At 46.8% G+C, this 18,165-nt stretch carries 16 protein-coding genes; 13 read left to right on the top strand and 3 right to left on the bottom strand.

The genetic code is table 11. From position 1 onward, the window contains the following. Positions 1 to 81 precede the first annotated feature (81 nt). The 8 genes from OX890_RS20385 (at position 82) to OX890_RS20350 (ending at position 8,465) form a co-directional block, all read left to right on the top strand. Positions 82 to 426, top strand: coding sequence for a metalloregulator ArsR/SmtB family transcription factor (locus OX890_RS20385; protein WP_259585394.1), 345 nt, complete (start codon positions 82 to 84; stop codon positions 424 to 426). Positions 427 to 595: 169 nt separating this feature from the next. Then, positions 596 to 1,591 (top strand): permease, encoded by a 996-nt coding sequence (locus tag OX890_RS20380; protein ID WP_268649825.1) that lies wholly within the window; start codon positions 596 to 598, stop codon positions 1,589 to 1,591. 9 nt (positions 1,592 to 1,600) lie between these two features. Further along, positions 1,601 to 1,837, top strand: coding sequence for a thioredoxin family protein (locus OX890_RS20375; protein ID WP_006079976.1), 237 nt, complete (start codon positions 1,601 to 1,603; stop codon positions 1,835 to 1,837). 214 nt (positions 1,838 to 2,051) lie between these two features. Then, entirely contained in the window at positions 2,052 to 3,065 is a 1,014-nt protein-coding gene (locus OX890_RS20370; protein WP_006079977.1) for an ArsJ-associated glyceraldehyde-3-phosphate dehydrogenase, read from the top strand. 10 nt (positions 3,066 to 3,075) lie between these two features. Continuing rightward, positions 3,076 to 4,344: an organoarsenical effux MFS transporter ArsJ gene (gene arsJ, locus OX890_RS20365; protein ID WP_268649824.1), complete on the top strand. Its 1,269-nt coding sequence runs from the start codon at positions 3,076 to 3,078 to the stop codon at positions 4,342 to 4,344. Between the two features lie 6 nt (positions 4,345 to 4,350). Next, positions 4,351 to 5,238: a DUF2927 domain-containing protein gene (locus tag OX890_RS20360; protein ID WP_268649823.1), complete on the top strand. Its 888-nt coding sequence runs from the start codon at positions 4,351 to 4,353 to the stop codon at positions 5,236 to 5,238. Positions 5,239 to 5,355: 117 nt separating this feature from the next. After that, a complete protein-coding gene (locus OX890_RS20355; protein ID WP_268649822.1) occupies positions 5,356 to 6,798 on the top strand; it encodes an MBL fold metallo-hydrolase RNA specificity domain-containing protein in 1,443 nt (480 codons plus the stop codon). A gap of 290 nt (positions 6,799 to 7,088) precedes the next feature. Then, a complete protein-coding gene (locus OX890_RS20350) occupies positions 7,089 to 8,465 on the top strand; it encodes an alanine/glycine:cation symporter family protein (protein WP_006079981.1) in 1,377 nt (458 codons plus the stop codon). A gap of 87 nt (positions 8,466 to 8,552) precedes the next feature. Here OX890_RS20350 and OX890_RS20345 read toward each other — a convergent pair whose 3' ends face one another. Further along, positions 8,553 to 9,908, bottom strand: a complete 1,356-nt coding sequence (locus tag OX890_RS20345; protein WP_006084248.1) for a flavohemoglobin expression-modulating QEGLA motif protein — start codon at positions 9,906 to 9,908, stop codon at positions 8,553 to 8,555. A gap of 278 nt (positions 9,909 to 10,186) precedes the next feature. Between OX890_RS20345 and OX890_RS20340 the strand changes: the two genes are divergently transcribed. Continuing rightward, a complete protein-coding gene (locus tag OX890_RS20340; protein WP_268649821.1) occupies positions 10,187 to 11,149 on the top strand; it encodes a PDC sensor domain-containing protein in 963 nt (320 codons plus the stop codon). A gap of 182 nt (positions 11,150 to 11,331) precedes the next feature. Here OX890_RS20340 and OX890_RS20335 read toward each other — a convergent pair whose 3' ends face one another. After that, positions 11,332 to 11,508, bottom strand: a complete 177-nt coding sequence (locus tag OX890_RS20335) for a PA3496 family putative envelope integrity protein (RefSeq protein WP_006079984.1) — start codon at positions 11,506 to 11,508, stop codon at positions 11,332 to 11,334. A 324-nt stretch (positions 11,509 to 11,832) separates the two neighbouring features. On the opposite strand from OX890_RS20335, the gene OX890_RS20330 reads away from it, so the two are divergent. The 4 genes from OX890_RS20330 (at position 11,833) to rimK (ending at position 17,227) form a co-directional block, all read left to right on the top strand. Further along, complete coding sequence (locus OX890_RS20330; protein ID WP_126492814.1) at positions 11,833 to 13,986, top strand: CHASE domain-containing sensor histidine kinase; 2,154 nt, start codon at positions 11,833 to 11,835, stop codon at positions 13,984 to 13,986. After that, entirely contained in the window at positions 13,983 to 14,417 is a 435-nt protein-coding gene (locus OX890_RS20325; protein WP_006079986.1) for a response regulator, read from the top strand. Before OX890_RS20330 ends, OX890_RS20325 begins: the two co-directional genes overlap by 4 nt. A 9-nt stretch (positions 14,418 to 14,426) precedes the next feature. Continuing rightward, positions 14,427 to 16,160: a putative bifunctional diguanylate cyclase/phosphodiesterase gene (locus OX890_RS20320; protein WP_268649820.1), complete on the top strand. Its 1,734-nt coding sequence runs from the start codon at positions 14,427 to 14,429 to the stop codon at positions 16,158 to 16,160. 161 nt (positions 16,161 to 16,321) lie between these two features. Continuing rightward, complete coding sequence (rimK, locus tag OX890_RS20315) at positions 16,322 to 17,227, top strand: 30S ribosomal protein S6--L-glutamate ligase (protein ID WP_006079988.1); 906 nt, start codon at positions 16,322 to 16,324, stop codon at positions 17,225 to 17,227. An 86-nt stretch (positions 17,228 to 17,313) separates the two neighbouring features. Here rimK and OX890_RS20310 read toward each other — a convergent pair whose 3' ends face one another. Then, a complete protein-coding gene (locus OX890_RS20310; RefSeq protein ID WP_006079989.1) occupies positions 17,314 to 18,006 on the bottom strand; it encodes a TorF family putative porin in 693 nt (230 codons plus the stop codon). Between the last annotated feature and the right edge of the window lie 159 nt (positions 18,007 to 18,165).

Below are 18,165 nucleotides of genomic sequence, written 5' to 3'. Positions count from 1 at the left end.
CTTTAAAAAATAACGCAACACATACGTTTTTTCATATATATTATTTACCATATATACTCGAATCAACTTTGGGAGCAATCGATGCAACCTGTCGCATTTTTTAAGGCACTTGCCGATGAGACTCGGCTTAAATGCCTACTGCTAATCCAGCGTGAAGGTGAACTATGTGTGTGTGAGCTGATGGCGGCGCTGTCGGAGAGTCAGCCTAAGGTATCGCGCCACTTAGCCCAGTTGAAAAAGGCTGGATTGTTGGTCGATAGGCGCCAAGGTCAATGGGTGTTTTATCGGATCAATGCTGAGATCGCGCCTTGGTGCCAGCAGGTACTTGGCCAAACCTGTGATGATAACGGCATCTTTTTGCAGGATAACGTGCGTAATCTTTGTCAGATGGGCGGTCGACCCGATCGTGTTATGGCCTGTTGCTAAGCGACTGCTGTTAAGCATTAGTGACAGGGGGGCAGTGATAAGCGGTGCTCTGTCATTTCGTGCTGAGTCTAAGTGAGTAGAGTCTTAGTCAATTGTGAGTTTAGGGTCGAGCAGACTCGCGCGATTCTAGCGATATTTAAGTAAGTAAACCGTCAGTGTAGGGATCAATATGTTCCAAATATTTACTGATTTTGCGACTTGGCTAGTGTACGGCGTTTTTGGCCTAGAGGCGGGTTCGGCCTTGGGCGGAGCTGTGCATTTTTTTGTTGAAGATGTCAGTAAAATTTTCGTATTGCTGGTGGTGATGATTTATTTCATCGCCTTGCTGCGGGCTTCCTTAGATGTTGAGCGAGTTCGAGATTATTTAGCGGGTGAGAATAAGGGAGTAGGTTACTTGCTGGGGTCGATTTTTGGCGCCATTACGCCTTTTTGTTCTTGCTCGAGTATCCCTGTCTTTTTAGGTTTTACCTCGGCCGGGATCCCCCTTGGGATCACTATGGCCTTTTTGATCACTTCACCTTTGATCAATGAAGTCGCCGTCCTGCTGCTCATGAGTTTACTCGGCTGGAAATTTACCTTGCTATATGTGGCTGTGGGCATGACAGTGGGTATGCTCGGCGGACTATTGTTAGATGCGATTAAGGCCGAGCGTTGGTTGCAGTCCTTCGCCGCCGAAGCCCTCGTTCGTGGACGCCAGATGGCGGTATCGAATGAGGTTTCTACCACTGAGCGGGTCTTATCTTTATCTGAACGTCATGAATTTGCTAAAGCTGAGGCGCTTGAGATTTTTGGCCGCGTCTGGAAATGGGTCATTATCGGCGTGGGTCTTGGCGCTGCCTTGCACGGTTTTGTGCCTGAAGGTTGGGTTGAAACCCATTTAGGCCAAGGCCAATGGTGGTCTGTGCCTGCGGCCGTATTAGTCGGCATTCCCCTGTATTCCAATGCGACTGGCATTATTCCTGTGATGGAAAGTTTACTGGCGAACGGCCTGCCTATTGGCACTACGCTGGCGTTTTGTATGAGCACAGTGGCTGCCAGTTTCCCCGAATTTATTTTACTGAAACAAGTGATGCAGTGGCGCCTTTTGGCGGTGCTGTTGGTTGTGCTATTGACGGCATTTACGTTAGTAGGTTGGATTTTTAATTTTGCAGCACCGTATCTTTAAGGAAATAACATGAAACAAGTCAAAGTATTAGGTAGTGGTTGCGCTAAATGTAGTAAAACCGCCGAGATGATTGCGGACATATCAGAAGAAATGGGCGTGGATGCGATTGTGAAAAAGGACACAGATCCTCAAACCCTGTTGAAATTTAAAGTGATGAAGACCCCTGCGGTCGTGATCGATGGTGAGCTCATACACAGCGGCTCAGTACCGACTCGTGACGAAATTGAAGGATGGTTAAGGGACTAAGTTGTAGTCAGCTTTAGTCAATCAAGGCTGCTCGTTCGCCAAGCACATTAGTTAAGAAACATAAGCGAATAAATACACGCCATTGTCATACTCAGTCTCACACTCAGTCTTTGGCAATGGCGGTGTTATCGCCTAAGTAAACTGTTAGTAGCGTTAAGAAAAATATAAAAATTAAAGACATAAAAATTTAAAATCAACATATTGGAATATCATCATGGCAATCAAAATCGGCATTAATGGCTTTGGGCGTATGGGGCGTTTAGCACTGCGCGCGGCATGGGACTGGGATGAGGTGGAGTTTGTGCAGATCAACGATCCCGCAGGTGATGCGCATACATTGGCACATTTACTCGAGTTTGATTCTGTCCATGGTCGCTGGCGTTATCCCGTGACGGCGAATGCCGATGAGATCCAGATCCAAGATAAAATCATTCGCACCACGCGCAATAAAGTCATCGCCGATACCGATTGGTCCGGTTGCGATGTGGTGATTGAAGCCTCCGGCGTGATGAAAACCAAAGCATTACTGCAAGCTTATTTAGATCAAGGTGTTAAGCGGGTGGTTGTCACCGCTCCCGTGAAAGAAGAAGGCGTGCTAAACGTAGTGATCGGGGTTAATCATCAGTTATACGATCCTGCCATTCATCCTATTGTGACCGCCGCATCTTGCACTACTAACTGCCTTGCGCCTGTGGTGAAAGTGATCCACGAGCAGATCGGCATCAAGCACGGATCTATGACCACGATCCACGATATTACTAACACTCAAACTATTCTCGATGCACCGCATAAGGATTTACGCCGTGCCCGCGCCTGTGGTTTGAGTTTAATCCCAACCACCACGGGCAGCGCGACTGCGATTACCCATATTTTCCCTGAGCTTAAGGGCAAGCTTAATGGCCACGCCGTGCGGGTGCCACTGGCTAATGCTTCTCTGACCGATTGTGTGTTCGAGCTTGAACGCGCCGTTACCGAAGCAGAAGTGAATGCGCTACTTAAAACCGCCGCCGAAGGTGAGCTTAAGGGCATTTTAGGTTATGAAGAGCGGCCGCTGGTGTCGGTGGATTACAAGACAGATCCGCGCTCAAGCATCATAGATGCGCTCTCGACCATGGTGATTAATGGCACTCAACTTAAACTCTATGTGTGGTACGACAATGAATGGGGCTACGCCAATCGCACCGCTGAGCTTGCCCGTTTAGTCGGCCAGCTTGATTTGCCGCGCTAGGAGAGCTCAATTGTTTGCCGCCAAGCCATTTGAACAACTTATGCAATTGCCTGCTGCCGTGCGGCAATATTTGTTGATCACCTTCAATTATTGGAGTTTTACCTTAACCGACGGCGCACTGCGGATGTTAGTGGTGCTGCATTTTCACGATCTGGGCTACAGTCCGCTTGCGATCGCTATGCTGTTTTTGTTCTACGAGATTTTTGGCGTAGTGACCAATCTGATTGGCGGCTGGCTAGGGGCGCGTTTAGGGTTAAATCGCACTATGAACTTGGGCCTTGGCATGCAAGTGTTTGCCTTAGCCATGTTGTTAGTGCCGGCGGCGAACTTACCTTTGTGGCTTGCAGGCGTTCCTTGGGTGATGGCGGCGCAGGCTTTATCTGGGATCGCCAAAGATCTCAATAAGATGAGTGCCAAAAGCGCGATAAAACTGCTGGTGCCAAAAGGCGAGCAGGGCAAACTTTACCAGTGGGTTGCCTTATTAACGGGGTCTAAAAATGCCCTCAAGGGCGCAGGATTTTTCCTCGGCGGCGCCTTGCTTGCATTGCTTGGATTTGAGCTGGCAATCGCCACTATGGCTATCTTGCTCGGACTCGTCTGGTTACTCAGTCTAGTGATGCTGAAAAAGGATTTAGGTAAAGCCAAGAATAAGCCCAAATTTACTGAGATTTTCTCTAAGAGTCGCAGCGTGAATATTCTCTCTGCGGCGCGATTATTCCTGTTTGCCGCCAGAGATGTGTGGTTTGTGGTGGCGCTGCCCGTGTATCTGGCTAGCCAATTAGGCTGGGATCATTGGGCTGTGGGCGGCTTTTTAGCTTTGTGGGTTATCGGTTACGGCATAGTGCAAACCTTAGCACCTAAGATCACGGGCAATCGCCAAGCCCAAAGTCAGTTAACTGATACAGCCCCCGATGGTCGCAGCGCGTTAATTTGGGCCAGTATGTTGGCCTTTGTGCCAGCGCTGATTGCCTGCGCGATACAGTTTAGTTTTTATCCCGAGGCCAGTTTGTTGTTGGGTCTCATGTTATTTGGTGCCCTGTTTGCGGTGAACTCATCGCTGCACAGTTACTTGATTGTGAGTTACGCCAGTGAAGATGCGGTGTCGCTGGATGTGGGTTTCTATTACATGGCCAATGCTATGGGGCGTTTAGTCGGCACTGTGCTGTCTGGCTTAGTGTATCAAGCCTATGGTTTAGCAGCCTGTTTGTGGATTTCGACCGCTTTTATCGGCATCACTGCTATGATTTCGATTAAGTTACCTCGGCAAGTTGCGGAATAAGTGCCAATGCAAAAGCGCTTCAAGGCATCAACATACTACTTCAACAGGTTAATGTTACCTGTGCGTCTGCGGCGTTTTGGGCGCAGCCTATGTATGAGTTTAGGCTTGTGCTTAAGCTTGTTAGCCTTACCTCTTTACGCCGCTCAAACGCAGCCCGTGTTAATTCCGACATTAACACCCGTAGCGGATTGGAAAAACTTAACTTACATCACCCAAGCCTTTAGTGAAATCGCCCTTAAAAATGAGTATGACGTGGCGAAACACAAGGTGCGTAAGTGGCGCATTCCGGTACGAGTGTTTGTCGAACATCAAGTGGGCGACAGGGCGCTGCACACCCAATTAGTGCAGATGCACTTAGCGCACTTAGCCGAGATTACGGGTCACGATATTCAGCTGGTGGATACGCTCTTGGATGCGAATCTGCACTTAGTGTTTACCCGTCAATCCCAATGGGAGAGTGAAGTTACCCGCTTAATGGGGCCAAGTTCGGCGAAAAATGTCCATGGTTCAGTGTGTATGGCCAAGTTTGCTCTTAATGCTAAGAGTGAAATTGAACGCGCATGGGTGATTATTCCCGTCGATCAGGCGCAAATGCACGGTAAGTTAGTGGCTTGCGTAGTTGAGGAAATTACTCAAGTGCTTGGGCTACCCAATGATTCTGAAAAAGTATTCCCCTCTATCTTTAACGATAAAACCCCGCAGGACTTACTCACTGGGCTCGATTTCATTCTGCTTAAATTGCTCTATAGCCCGAATATTCGCGCTGGTATGACGGCCGCAGAGGTCAAAGCGCCATTGCAGATATTGCTCGAACAATGGCAGCTTGATGACACCCTAATCAATGCCGATAAAACCGTGCGCCAAGGTCAGTTATACCCTTTATTAGGTTATTGATGCTTGAGTGTTACTGCGAAAGTTGACATTGCTCGCATGCGATCAATTAATCCTTTTTCTTTGAGGAATAAGGGCATAGTCTAGCTTTATACAAGGTAAAAACGTTGGAGGGACACCATGCGAATGACACTGCAGTTTTTAGGAGCGACAGAGGAGGTGACCGGCTCATGCCATTTACTCTCGGTCGATCATGAACACTTATTACTCGATTGTGGTTTGATCCAAGGTGGTAAAGCGGATGAACTGCGTAATCATGATCCCTTCGCCTTCGACCCTGAGTCTATTTCCGCTGTTGTGCTTAGCCATGCCCATATCGACCATTCAGGGCGTTTACCACTCTTAGTCAAAGCGGGTTTTGATGGGCCAATCTACACCCATAAAGCCACGGCAGAACTGTGCGCCATCATGCTCAAAGATGCGGCCATGCTGCAGACCCGCGACACCGAAAGGGTCAATAAAAAGCGCGCTAAACATGATCTTGAACCCCTAGAGCCACTGTTCACCGTTGAATATGCCGAACAGGCCATCACCCAATTTGTGCCGCTGGAATACGGCCAAGTCACTCGGGTTATTCCCCATGTGGATATTTGCCTCTCAGATGCGGGGCATATTTTAGGTTCTGCTTTGGTTGAATTGTGGTTAGGCGAGGGTAAGTCCCAGAAAAAAGTCGTCTTCAGTGGCGATCTTGGCCGTGCGGGTATGCCGATTTTACGCAATCCGACCTTAGTGGATACGGCGGATATAGTGTTAATGGAAAGCACCTACGGCAACCGTTTCCACCGCAGTTGGACTGAAACCTTAGCCGAGTTGAAAGACATTTTTGCTAAGACAGTCAACGAGAGCCAAGGCAATATCTTGCTGCCAGCTTTCTCGGTTGGACGGGCGCAGGAATTATTATATCTCTTTCATTTATATGCTAAAGAATGGGATCTCGGCCGCTGGAAAATCTGTCTAGATAGCCCCATGGCAATTGAGGCGACTCGCGTTTACGTTAATAATTATCCGCTGATGGATGAAGATTTTAAACGTTTTACCCGCCAACATCCTGGGCAGCATCCGCTGTTGTCGAATGTCGAATTTATCCAGACGACCGAAGAGTCGATGGCGCTGAATGAAGTGCATAAGGGATTGATCATTATCGCGGGGAGCGGCATGTGTAACGGTGGGCGTATTCGTAGCCACTTAGAGCACAATCTATGGCGACCTGAATGCGATGTGATTATCTGTGGTTATCAAGCACTCGGCACTCCGGGGCGTGCTTTGGTTGACGGGGTTGAGGAGCTAACTATCCACGGTAACAGCATTAAAGTCGCGGCAAGGTTACACACAGTGGGCGGGCTTTCTGCCCATGCGGATCAAGCTGAGTTATTGCGTTGGTATCGCCACTTTGAAGGCCAACCGCCGCTGATTCTAGTTCACGGCGAACCCGAGGCGCAGCATGGATTGGTCGATGTGGTTAACCAAGATCCTAAGACTAAACCTCAAGCCACCGCGATTGCGACCCATGGCGACAGGTTAGATTTAACCGCGCTGCCACAGTTAGTGTGGAAACCCGCTTAAGTTAAGTATCCTACTTAGCGGCATACTGCTCGAGAGACTCCCTGCATCATCAATGCGGGGAGTTTTTATTTGTGTTGTAAATCAATATCTCACCGCTCGGCAACGACTCTGCGTGCCAATCCATTTCAAATAAATTCGCAGATGATTTAGATTTCCAATTGTTAACTATTCGTTGTAATCTGAGGTGCAACTGTTAGATTGGCTCCTTGATATGTCGTGTTCGTTAGGCCAAGTCCTAATCCGACGGCGCCAGTCAAACTATAACAATAACAAGCAATCACGAGGTTTGAATGGAAGCGATTACGGAGTTTGTTGGCCTGATTAATGGCTTTGTCTGGGGCACACCTATGTTGGTGATGATCTTAGGCGTTGGTTTGTTTCTTTCCCTCGGGCTGAGATTAATGCCCATTCTGAAGTTAGGCACAGGCTTTAAGTTACTCTGGTCTGGCCGTATTCCTGACAAAGATAAAAATGTGAAAGGGGATGTGAGTCCGTTTAATGCGCTGATGACCTCCCTTTCAGCCACTATTGGCACGGGTAATATCGCGGGCGTGGCGACGGCGATTTTTGTCGGTGGCCCAGGCGCGTTATTCTGGATGTGGTGCACCGCATTAGTGGGCATGGCGACTAAGTATTCTGAGGCCGTGCTGGCGGTTAAATTTCGCGAAGTAGACGATCAGGGCAACCATGTCGGTGGCCCTATGTATTACATTAAAAATGGTCTCGGTAAAAAGTGGGCTTGGTTGGGTACTCTATTTGCGATTTTTGGCTCACTTGCTGGCTTTGGTATTGGCAACACGGTACAAGCCAACTCAGTCGCCGCGGCATTAAGCAGTAACTTCGGCGTTCCAGCTTGGGTGTCTGGCGTGGTGATGATGCTGCTGGTCGGCGCGGTATTGATGGGTGGCATTAAGCGTATCGCTGAAGTCGCCGGTAAGTTAGTGCCGTTTATGACGATTTTCTATATCACTGCTGGCCTTGGTGTGTTGGTAGTGCATATTCAAGACGTACCAGCGGCGTTCGCCCTAATTATTCACAGCGCTTTTAATCCAGTGGCAGCCCAAGGTGGTTTTGCAGGTGCAGCTGTGTGGGCGGCGATTCGTTTTGGTGTTGCGCGCGGCGTATTCTCCAACGAAGCGGGTTTAGGTAGTGCGCCGATAGCCCATGCTGCGGCGCAAACTAATAATCCCGTAGCGCAGGGGCTAGTGGCTATGCTCGGCACCTTTATCGATACTATCGTGGTTTGTTCGATTACAGGTTTGGCGATTGTGGTTTCTGGTTCTTGGACCTCGGGTGAAAATGGCGCCGCGCTGACGTCATACGCTTTCTCCCATGCCTTGCCTCTGGGTAATTATATCGTGGCTATCGCCTTGTCTATCTTTGCCTTCACCACCATTATTGGCTGGAGTTTCTACAGCGAAAAATGTGTGCAGTATCTCTTTGGTATTAAAGCGGTAAAACCTTTTAGGTTGCTATGGACCATAGCCGTGCCACTAGGCGCCGTTAGCTCGTTAGATTTTATTTGGTTATTGGCTGATACCTTAAACGCCATGATGGCCATTCCCAACTTAATCGCCTTGGCACTGTTAAGCCCTGTGGTCTTTGGTTTAACGCGGGAATACTTCATTAAAAAGCGTGCCGATGAAGCAGCAAAGGCCCAATCTTAATCTGATGAATAAAGTTGAGTCACGTTAGAATAAAAAAAGCTCACCTAGTAGTGAGCTTTTTTCATTTAAATCAATAATATTTACGTATTAATCCGTGTTGTTATCGAACTCAGTATCGTCGAGTAACTCAAAGGTTGGTTCGACGTTTGGTAAGTCTTTAAACAGGCGAGTGAAGTGACGTTGTACGCCTTTCAAATCGATTCCCGCGAGACCTGAAGCAAAACCAAACCAAGCGTAAAGACCGCTAAAGTTATCGAACATGGGCGGTAAATATTTCGGTGTCGTCAGTATGCCCTCTTGGCAGGCCTGGTATAACACAGGGATATCTTCGATCGCCAATTTACCGAGGAACAACATAGGGATAAGTTCGGGAAGGCCTGAGGTGATGGCGCTGCGGATAAAGTTAATGTTTTCCACATAGCCGCGCACATAGGAAATATCCTTAGTGAAGAAGCTGCCGCCTTCTACCATGCCCCCACGGAAAACCCTTTGGGTGACGCGATAACTGTCGGTCGCGCTCAGGTTTAATCCTCTGAAATAATTAAATACTTCAATAAAGTCGGCGCCATTTTCCGCCATGTCGACCGCGGCGACACGGTCGCTAATACGCCGAGCTCGTCCCGGATTTGAACTTAGGGTCAGCATTTCCAGTAAAACAGCTAAACCCTCTTGAGTCGCGGCTACCCGCGGCGAACCGACACTGAGCCAAGTGGCGTGGGGTTGGGCTCGACCATTTAGCGTTGTGCCGACATGCACCCAACCTTCGTGAACCTCGTATACATTGAGATCCGACTCGCTGAACATGGCTTTGCTATTGAGCTTAACGGTATCGCCACCTACAGCGGCATCGGAGACGATACCGTCACTGAGGCGCACGCGCATGTCATCGCTATGGAAGTATTTCTCTAAGCGTTGACTGAGCACGTGAACCGCTTCGGGGGCGCTAATAATCTTAGGATGATGTTTATTCATGTGTCTCGCTGCCGGCAGCGAGAAGATATAACTGAGTTTATCGCCTAACTGTCGCAGCGTATGACGATCGCCGTGCAATCTGTGACTCGCGCTGCCGTATAATTCTTGGCTAAGTTTACCAAAGGTCGGCGTGCCTCTGTTTTCGAGCATATCGACCACAAGGCGATATTGATCGACGTTAGCCACCAATATCTTGCCGAGTTTATCCCGTTTACCTAAACGTCTATGGATATCCTGTTTTAGGGAGGCGAGTTCTGCGTGGGTTTTGACGGGGTCAAAAGGTAAGGCAATGTTTTGATAGAACTCTTGCTTGATAGCCGGAAGTACAGTGCCCTTATTCGAGAGAAAGCGCTCCTCCATTTCCCGCGGCCATTTGATGGCATCTAAGATTTTTATTGGCGTTTGGATGCGAATTAATTCATCGGAAAAACGGCGTAGATCTTGTTGATATTGGGCTAACGACTCAGACATTCCCGTATATCCTGCAGGTAATTTCAGCGAGAGAGATGTGGCTAATCATAGCCTTAAACCTCATTTATTCATATTGATTCGCTGGCTAGCCGAGGAAATATACCGATTACATAAATTAACTGTTATCGGTTTTGTGAATCATTTTGGTGCACCTGTGACTATTTTGGCACTGTGTTTATGAGCCATAAATTAGTAACTATTTGTTTAATAGTATTTTATTGATATGGCATTAAAGCTGCTTTGTTCTGGACTTAGAAATCGGTTGATTGGAGCGAAACATGGCAGCGATGAGTTATTTGAGTGTGATCGAGCGGTATCACGAATACGAGGCCACAGTACATGAACTGATGGAATCGATTTTAACTGGGATTGCCGATGCCGAGTTATTTAAGCAACCTAAGGTCGATGTCAAAGCGATGAAAGGAATCGCGAAGAGCTATCCCTTTGTTGAACTGATGTATTTACTCGATAGCCAAGGCTTGCAGATAAGCCAAAATATCGCCGTGGTAGATCATCAGATCGAGTTAATTCCGTTAGGTGGCAATCGCGATCGCAGCCAAAGACCCTATTTTATTAATCGTGATGAGTCCGATGGCGTGAACATTACGCGTCCCTATTTATCAAATGCCAGTGGCAATTTGTGCCTTTCTGCCTCCCTAGCTATTTATCAACAGGAGCAAAAACTGGGTTATTTAGTGGTTGATGTGGACTTGACCCGTTTGATTGAATTTATGATGGGCGACAGTGCACGGCGGCGCGTAACACCTGCATTTAAAGCGGTTTATGGCGTGATTGTTGCCGGGTTGTTTGTGCTGGTCACTGTATTGCTCTGGACCGCATTGCGGGACATTTACGGGCTTTTTACGGTCGAGCGAATTGGCCAAGATCCGCTGCAACCTTTTGGGATCATTATTTTTATGACGCTGGCTTTAGCGATTTTCGATCTCGGGAAAACCATTCTCGAAGAAGAAGTCCTAATGCATAAGGATATCTTTCGCCACAGCTCAACGCGGCGAACCATTACGCGGTTTGTTTCTACCATCCTCATTGCCATTTCCATTGAGGCCTTATTGACTATGTTCAAGGCGTCACTCGGTGAGAAACAATATATTGAACCCGCGATCTGGATGATGTTAGCCGTTGTCGGTTTACTCGTAGGATTAGGTGCTTACGTTTATTTAGGCGCTAAGGCCGAATGGTTGCTGATTAAAACTCAAGCCTATAAAAGCGCTAAAAAATAACAAGGATGATGTAGCTTTGAAGGTGGTGATTAAGAGGGCTAAACAAAGTCACACCCAGCACTGAGGGCTGGGTGAGATATTAGGTCTGAGTGGACACTCACTGTGTGAGTTCTAGATAAACACTCTGCGATTTAACGCAGCATCACCCTAATTTTGCCCACTAGATAGTGAGATCAAATAGACTAGAAAAAATCGTCATCTCCTAATGCACGCTTTAACTCCGCCCGTTCGAGGTAGTCTTCTAAACGCTTTTTGACTTCACGTCTATGTTGCATTGCCTCAGCGGCTTTGCTGTTTCTCGGTGTGGTCATTGCCTCAAGTTCAGTATCGTTGGGCACGACTTCAGTAATATGAGCCATAACGAATTCCTCTTGTTGTTCCTAACGACTTTCTAACTAAAAAGAGTATGGTAGAAAAGCAAATAATTTTGTTAGTCAGGGTAAAATTTTCTTCCCGTGAGCTGGATAATTGTGCCCGCTGCGGTTTAGCGTCAAGCCAAGACTGGGATTGCCTATTTGATTAATTTAGTTCTTGCTTATTTTGTGATTGAGAGCACAACATCGTCATCGATATATTCGGGTTAATTCCTAGTTAAATAGTAGGATAAACTTGAATTTAGGCGTAATTACAACAACACTTGTAACATTGTTTATTGCTGTTCGTTTGCTAGGGAATTGGCTCATATGGACAAGGATGAGTTTTCTAAATCGCATAGCCCATCAAATAATATCTACTTTAGCGTGCTGAGTTCTAGCTGGCTGATGATTGTCGCTGCTTTACTTTTTATGGGCATTTCTTGGTATGTGCTGGAGCAATATCTTAGAGATAGGGGTGAAGAGCGTTTCGAGAACAGTGTTCAAGAGTTAACCGAAGCGGTGAATCGCAGAATGCTTGCCTACGAGCAAGTCTTACGCGGTGGTGTCGGCTTGTTATTGTCCTCCAATAGTGTGACCCGCAAGGAATGGCAAACCTATGTTGTCAATGCGCATTTATCCGAGTATTACCCAGGGTTTCAAGGCTTTGGCTATGCTCAGTTACTTAAACCTGACACATTAGATACCCACGTCCAACAAGTTCAGGCCGAAGGCTTTAAAGACTATAAAGTGTACCCAGAAGGAGTACGTGATCAGTATTGCGTGATCTTGTATTTAGAGCCTTTTGATTGGCGTAATCAAAGAGCCTTTGGCTATGACATGTGCTCCGAGTCTAATCGTCGCAAAGCCATAGAACACGCCATTACCACTGGTCAGCCGACTGTTTCTGGCAAGGTCGCCTTAGTGCAAGATACACCCGAAGATGCTAAAGCGGGTTTTTTGATGTATTTGCCAATTTATCAAGGGATTGTGGCAACTGAGGCTGAACGGAAACAGCAGGCGATTGGACTCGTGTATGCGGCGTTTAGAATGGACGACCTCATGCAAGGAATTATGGGAGATCGATTCTCAGGTTTGAAGCTCGCCATTTATGAAAACCCACAGGCAAGTGCCGACAGTTTAATGTTCACTAGCAGTAAAGTACTTCCAAATCAAAAAGATGTGTTTTATCAGTCACAGACCGACCTGATTGGCGGTAAGCAGTGGCGCTTAGACATTTCATCACAATCGCGTTTTATCTCAAGATCGGAAGAGACCCAAGGTATCTGGCTGCAATTTATCGGTTGTGCATTCATTTTGGCGCTGTTTTATTCTGTGCTAATCATGGCGCGTAATCGATATAAAGAGTCATTACTTACCTCTGAGCTAATCGCGAATGAAAAACGCTTTAGACTCGTCATTGAAGCCTCCCCAAGCGCACTATTTATGGTCGATAAGGCTGGGGTTATTACGTTAGTGAACACCCATGCCGAACGCTTATTTGGTTATGCCAGAGACGAGTTACTCGGCCGCTCTATCAATATGTTATTACCAGACGCGCTGAGGGATGCGCATCAGCAGCACATGAATAATTACTTAGTGCAGCCGATTGCGAAAAATATGTCGATGCGGGATGACTTATTTGGCTGTTGTAAAGATGGCAGTCGACTCGCGATAGAGGTGGGGCTGACGCCTATTCATTTCAGTAATGGAATTTTCATTCTCGCGACGATTAACAATGTGTCTGAACGTAAGCGCATTGAAGTCCAGCGTGCAGAACACATGCAAGAGCTTGAGCGGATTAATCAAGAACTCGACCGCTTTGCCTATATCGCCTCCCATGATTTGAAATCCCCACTACGGGGTATCGAGCAGTTAACTTCTTGGTTAGCAGAGGATTTATCCGATAACACCAATGAAAACGTGCAGAAATATCTCGGGCTGATCCAAAGTCGTATTCATCGCATGGTGTTATTGCTCGATGGGCTATTGATGTTTTCCCGCATTGGCCGTGTCGATACTGAAACCACCGAGGTCAACAGTCGGCAACTGGCTGAAGACATGTTTGCGCTCGTCGCGCCGCCACAGGGGTTTGAATTAGTTCTAAAAGGGGAGTTTCCAAATTTCCATACTGTACGCGCACTGTTGGAATTGGTGATACGAAATTTAATCAGCAATGCCATTAAACACCATGACTTAGGCACAGGTGTGATCACTGTCTTATGTGAGGCCGCGGATAAACATTATCTATTCAGTGTGATAGACGATGGCCCTGGTATCTCAAGTGCCTATCAGAATAAAGTCTTCGAAATGTTTCAAACACTTAAACCTAGGGATGAAGTAGAGGGCAGTGGTTTAGGGTTATCACTTGTGAAGAAAACAGTTGAAAGTTTAGGTGGGAATATTCAACTCAAATCGCAGGGCAGAGGCTGTTGTTTTTACTTTACTTGGCCTAAGCAAATAGTGAAAAAGGAGCTTCTATGAGAGCAGCAGATCAATATCAACAGGTCACTATTTTATTAGTTGATGACGATGATGTGGATTACATGGCCGTGCAGCGGGCGATGAGACAACTTAGGTTACTCAATCCCTTAGTGCGAGCGCGGGATGGCATTGAGGCACTAGCAATTCTCACCAGCTTAGACACGATTAAAGGCCCGTATCTTATTTTGCTCGACCTTAATATGCCAAGAATGAATGGCTTTGAGTTTCTTGAGCGGATACGTTCAGATCCTTCACTTTCATCATCTGTCGTTTTTATGCTCACGACGTCGAGTACCGATGAAGATAGAATGAAAGCCTATAGCCATCATGTGGCTGGTTACATGGTTAAAACTGACATAAAAGACGGTTTTAACAATATTTTTAACATGCTTGAAGGTTACTGGCGAATAGTCGAGCTCCCATCCGCATAAGGTGAGTATATGGATTTACTACTGATCGATGATGATGAAGTCGATAGAACGGCAATTATCCGAGCACTTAGGCAGTCGAAGTTGACGTTTAATGTGATCGAAGCCAATTGTGCATTTGATGGTTTGAATCTTGCCTTAGAACGTCATTTCGACGGCATTCTATTGGATTATTTATTGCCCGATGCCAATGGGTTAGAAGTGTTGATTAAGCTCAATGCCATGACGCAAGATCAGACAGTGGTCGTGATGCTGAGTCGCTATGAAGATGAAAAACTGGCCCAGCGCTGCATTGAATTAGGTGCGCAGGATTTTCTGCTTAAGGATGAGGTTAACTCGCGGATCTTAACCCGCGCGATTCGCTACGCGAAACAAAGATCTTCAATGGCATTGGCGTTACGTAATAGCCATCAAAAATTAAAAGAGCTGGCCGAACACGACTCGCTCACTAAGTTGGTTAATCGCTATGGTTTTGAACTGTGTCTTAATCGAGCGATCGCAAGGGCGAAACGCTGTCACGATTATTTGGCGGTCATCTTACTGGATCTCGATGATTTCAAAGCGATTAACGACACCTTAGGCCACCAAACGGGTGATATGCTGTTAATCAAAGTGGCGGCTCGATTAAGTGAAGTGCTGCGAGATGGTGACATTATTGCCCGTTTAGGCGGTGACGAATTTGTCGTACTGGTGACAGATAACGATTATAAATATTTCCCCATGATAGTGGCCAATCGACTGCTCAAAGTCTTTGAGGATGAATTTTGTCTCGGTGATAACGATGTGCTTATCGGTGCCAGTATCGGTGTGGCTTTTTATAATGAAGCGGCTTCGAACAGTTCTGAGCTGATGAAATGTGCCGATATCGCCATGTATCGTGCTAAAAAGATGGGCCGAAACCAGATCCAGTTTTATTCCGAAGCCTTAGATAAAGAGGTGCGCTACCGTAATCATATCGAGTCAAGTTTACGTATGGCCTTAAAAAGAAATGAGTTTAAGGTTCACTATCAAGCACAGGTTAATGCGAAAACCCATCAGCTGGTGGGGATGGAAGCCCTTATCCGATGGCAGCACCCAGTGGATGGTATTATCGCTCCAGATCAATTTTTGCCCATAGCCGAAGAAATTGGATTAATGGATGACATTGATGATTGGGTGCTTGAACAAGCCTGCACCCAGGCACAGGTTTGGTTAACCCAATTACAGCCCCTAGGCCAAGAATTCACTATCGCGGTTAACCTCTCTGCATCTCAAATCGGAAATGAGAACCTGTTTGATAAAATCGTGCATACACTGACGAAGACAGGCCTGCCAGCTGGAGCATTAGAGCTTGAAATTACAGAAAATTGCCTTATTGAAGATCCCCATGAACATGCCAAAGTGCTCGATAGAATCGCCGGATTAGGGGTGCGTTTTGCCCTCGATGACTTCGGGACGGGTTTTTCGTCATTAGAACACATCAAACTGTTTCCGATCAGCGTGCTAAAAATCGATAAAAGCTTTGTCGCTTCCTACGATAAGGATGAAAAAGACACCCGATTGCTCGCCGCTTTACTCAACTTTGCCTATGGGTTTAATGTTATTTCTGTGGCGGAGGGTGTTGAAACGTTTGAGCAAGCAGAGTTTTGTACTGCTCGCCATTGCACTGTTTTACAAGGGTATTTATTCTCGCGCCCCTTAGATGCCGCGGCGTTTGAGGCCAAGTATATTCTGCCACTACTAACCCAAACTCAGCTCCCAGTGTGAGAGGTCTCGAACTATTTCAATAGCATAGTGATTTCGTCTGGTGAGGAATATTTTCTTGCTTTACACTGAGCAATAGACAAATATCAGCCCCTTTTTCTGTCGCTGTGCTTTTATTGCCGCAGAACGGTTTATTCACTCATGCTTAAGTTGGTCACTCAGCAATGAAAATAGGTATTTTATCCCAATTCCCCCAGTTGTATTCGACACAACGTTTAGTGGAGGCTTGTCAAAGCCGCGGACATGAAGCGGTTGTGATCAATACACTGAACTGCTACATGAATATTAATTCCATTAAGCCTAGCATTCATTACGAAGGCACTGAATTAGTTGGCTTTGATGCCATCATTCCGCGTATTCATGCCAGCGTGACTTTCTATGGTTGTGCCGTTGTACGTCAGTTCGAAATGATGGGCGTGTATGCGGCGAATGATTCAATCTCTATTGCGCGTTCTCGGGACAAATTGCGGGCGCTGCAATTGCTCTCCCGTAAAGGGATTGGCATGCCAGTGACAGGCTTTGCCAATAAGCCGAATGATATCCCCGATCTCATCAATATGGTGGGTGGCGCTCCGTTAGTCATTAAGTTACTCGAAGGTACTCAAGGGATTGGCGTGGTATTAGCCGAGACGAAAACGGCTGCTGAGAGCGTGATAGAAGCATTCTTGGGGCTGAAAGCGAATATCTTAGTGCAGGAATACATTAAAGAATCCAATGGCAGTGATATTCGTTGTTTTGTTGTCGGTGACAAGGTCATCGCCTCTATGAAGCGCCAAGGACCTGAGGGTGATTTTCGCTCCAATCTGCATTTGGGTGGCTGTGGTGAGGTGGTTAAAATCACTGCAGTGGAACGTAAAATGGCGATTGCGGCGGTGAAAGCGATGGGATTGGTGGTCGCTGGGGTGGATATTTTACGCTCTAACCGTGGCCCTTTGATCCTTGAGGTTAATTCGGCGCCAGGCATTGAAGGGATTGAACAAACCACTGGGATTTCGGTGACTGAGCCCATTGTTGAATATATCGAGAAAATGGTCGCTGCCCGTAAAACCAACAGACCCATCATTGCCTAATGGTTGATTGTGCTAAAACAACGCCACCGTTTAAGGTGGCGTTTTTTATGCTTAGGGCTTAGATGTTAGGCCCTAAATGTTAGACCTTAGAGATCAAAGCTGTAGGAATAGCCGAGTACCAGTTTGGCATCATCATCGGTGAGGTCGGTATCAGAAACCATAAATGACACTGTGCCCATGCTGGTATCTGCGCTGAGTGTGACGTTATAGTCGGCGTAGTTATCTTCGCCAAACCAAGATTGCACAACATCACCGCTTGAGTAGCCATAGTGTACTGATAAGCTGAGTTTTTCAGTGAGAGGCACAGAGACAGTCGCGGCAAGATAGCTAAGATCTTTATTATCTAACGGATCGGCGGCGACATCGTCACCGGCATTGATGACATGGGAGTAACCCAGTTCAAGCCACTTCCAAGTCACTGCAGCATGGAGTTCACCAAAATCAATGCTGCCAGGAGCGTCTGGATAGGCGTAGTAGAGGTAGCCAAAGTCGTAGCTGATGTCTTCGGTAATACTGCCGCCATAACCCGCGTAGAGATCCAGCTCGTAGCTCGTATCGTCACCAAAATCTACATTCGATGCCCAAGTGCCAGCATAGAAGCCAGAATCATGGCTGTAGTCAATTCCACCTTGGATTGCGACTGCATCGTTAGTTTGGGTCGCGCCGCGCCATAGGTAATTAGAGGTACCACCAATGTTGCCTGATACGGCTGCAAAGGCATTGCCAGCCAGTAACATTCCCGTCGATAAGGCCAAAACGCTGTACAGTGATTTCTTCATGCTCATCCCCTCGATTGACTTATTTATCGATTCACCAGTGGCACACTTAAGTAAGCAGTGGTCATTAGTGCATCTTGGTTTTTTTCTAAGAAGGGATTTGCTAATCACATGCCACTATTACAATTCTATGTAAAACAAGATATTAGAATATCAAGTGTT

The sequence above is a fragment of the Shewanella sp. DAU305 genome (assembly GCF_026802235.1).
Taxonomy (GTDB): domain Bacteria; phylum Pseudomonadota; class Gammaproteobacteria; order Enterobacterales; family Shewanellaceae; genus Shewanella; species Shewanella baltica.
This window is presented reverse-complemented; position numbering and strand designations above follow the sequence as displayed.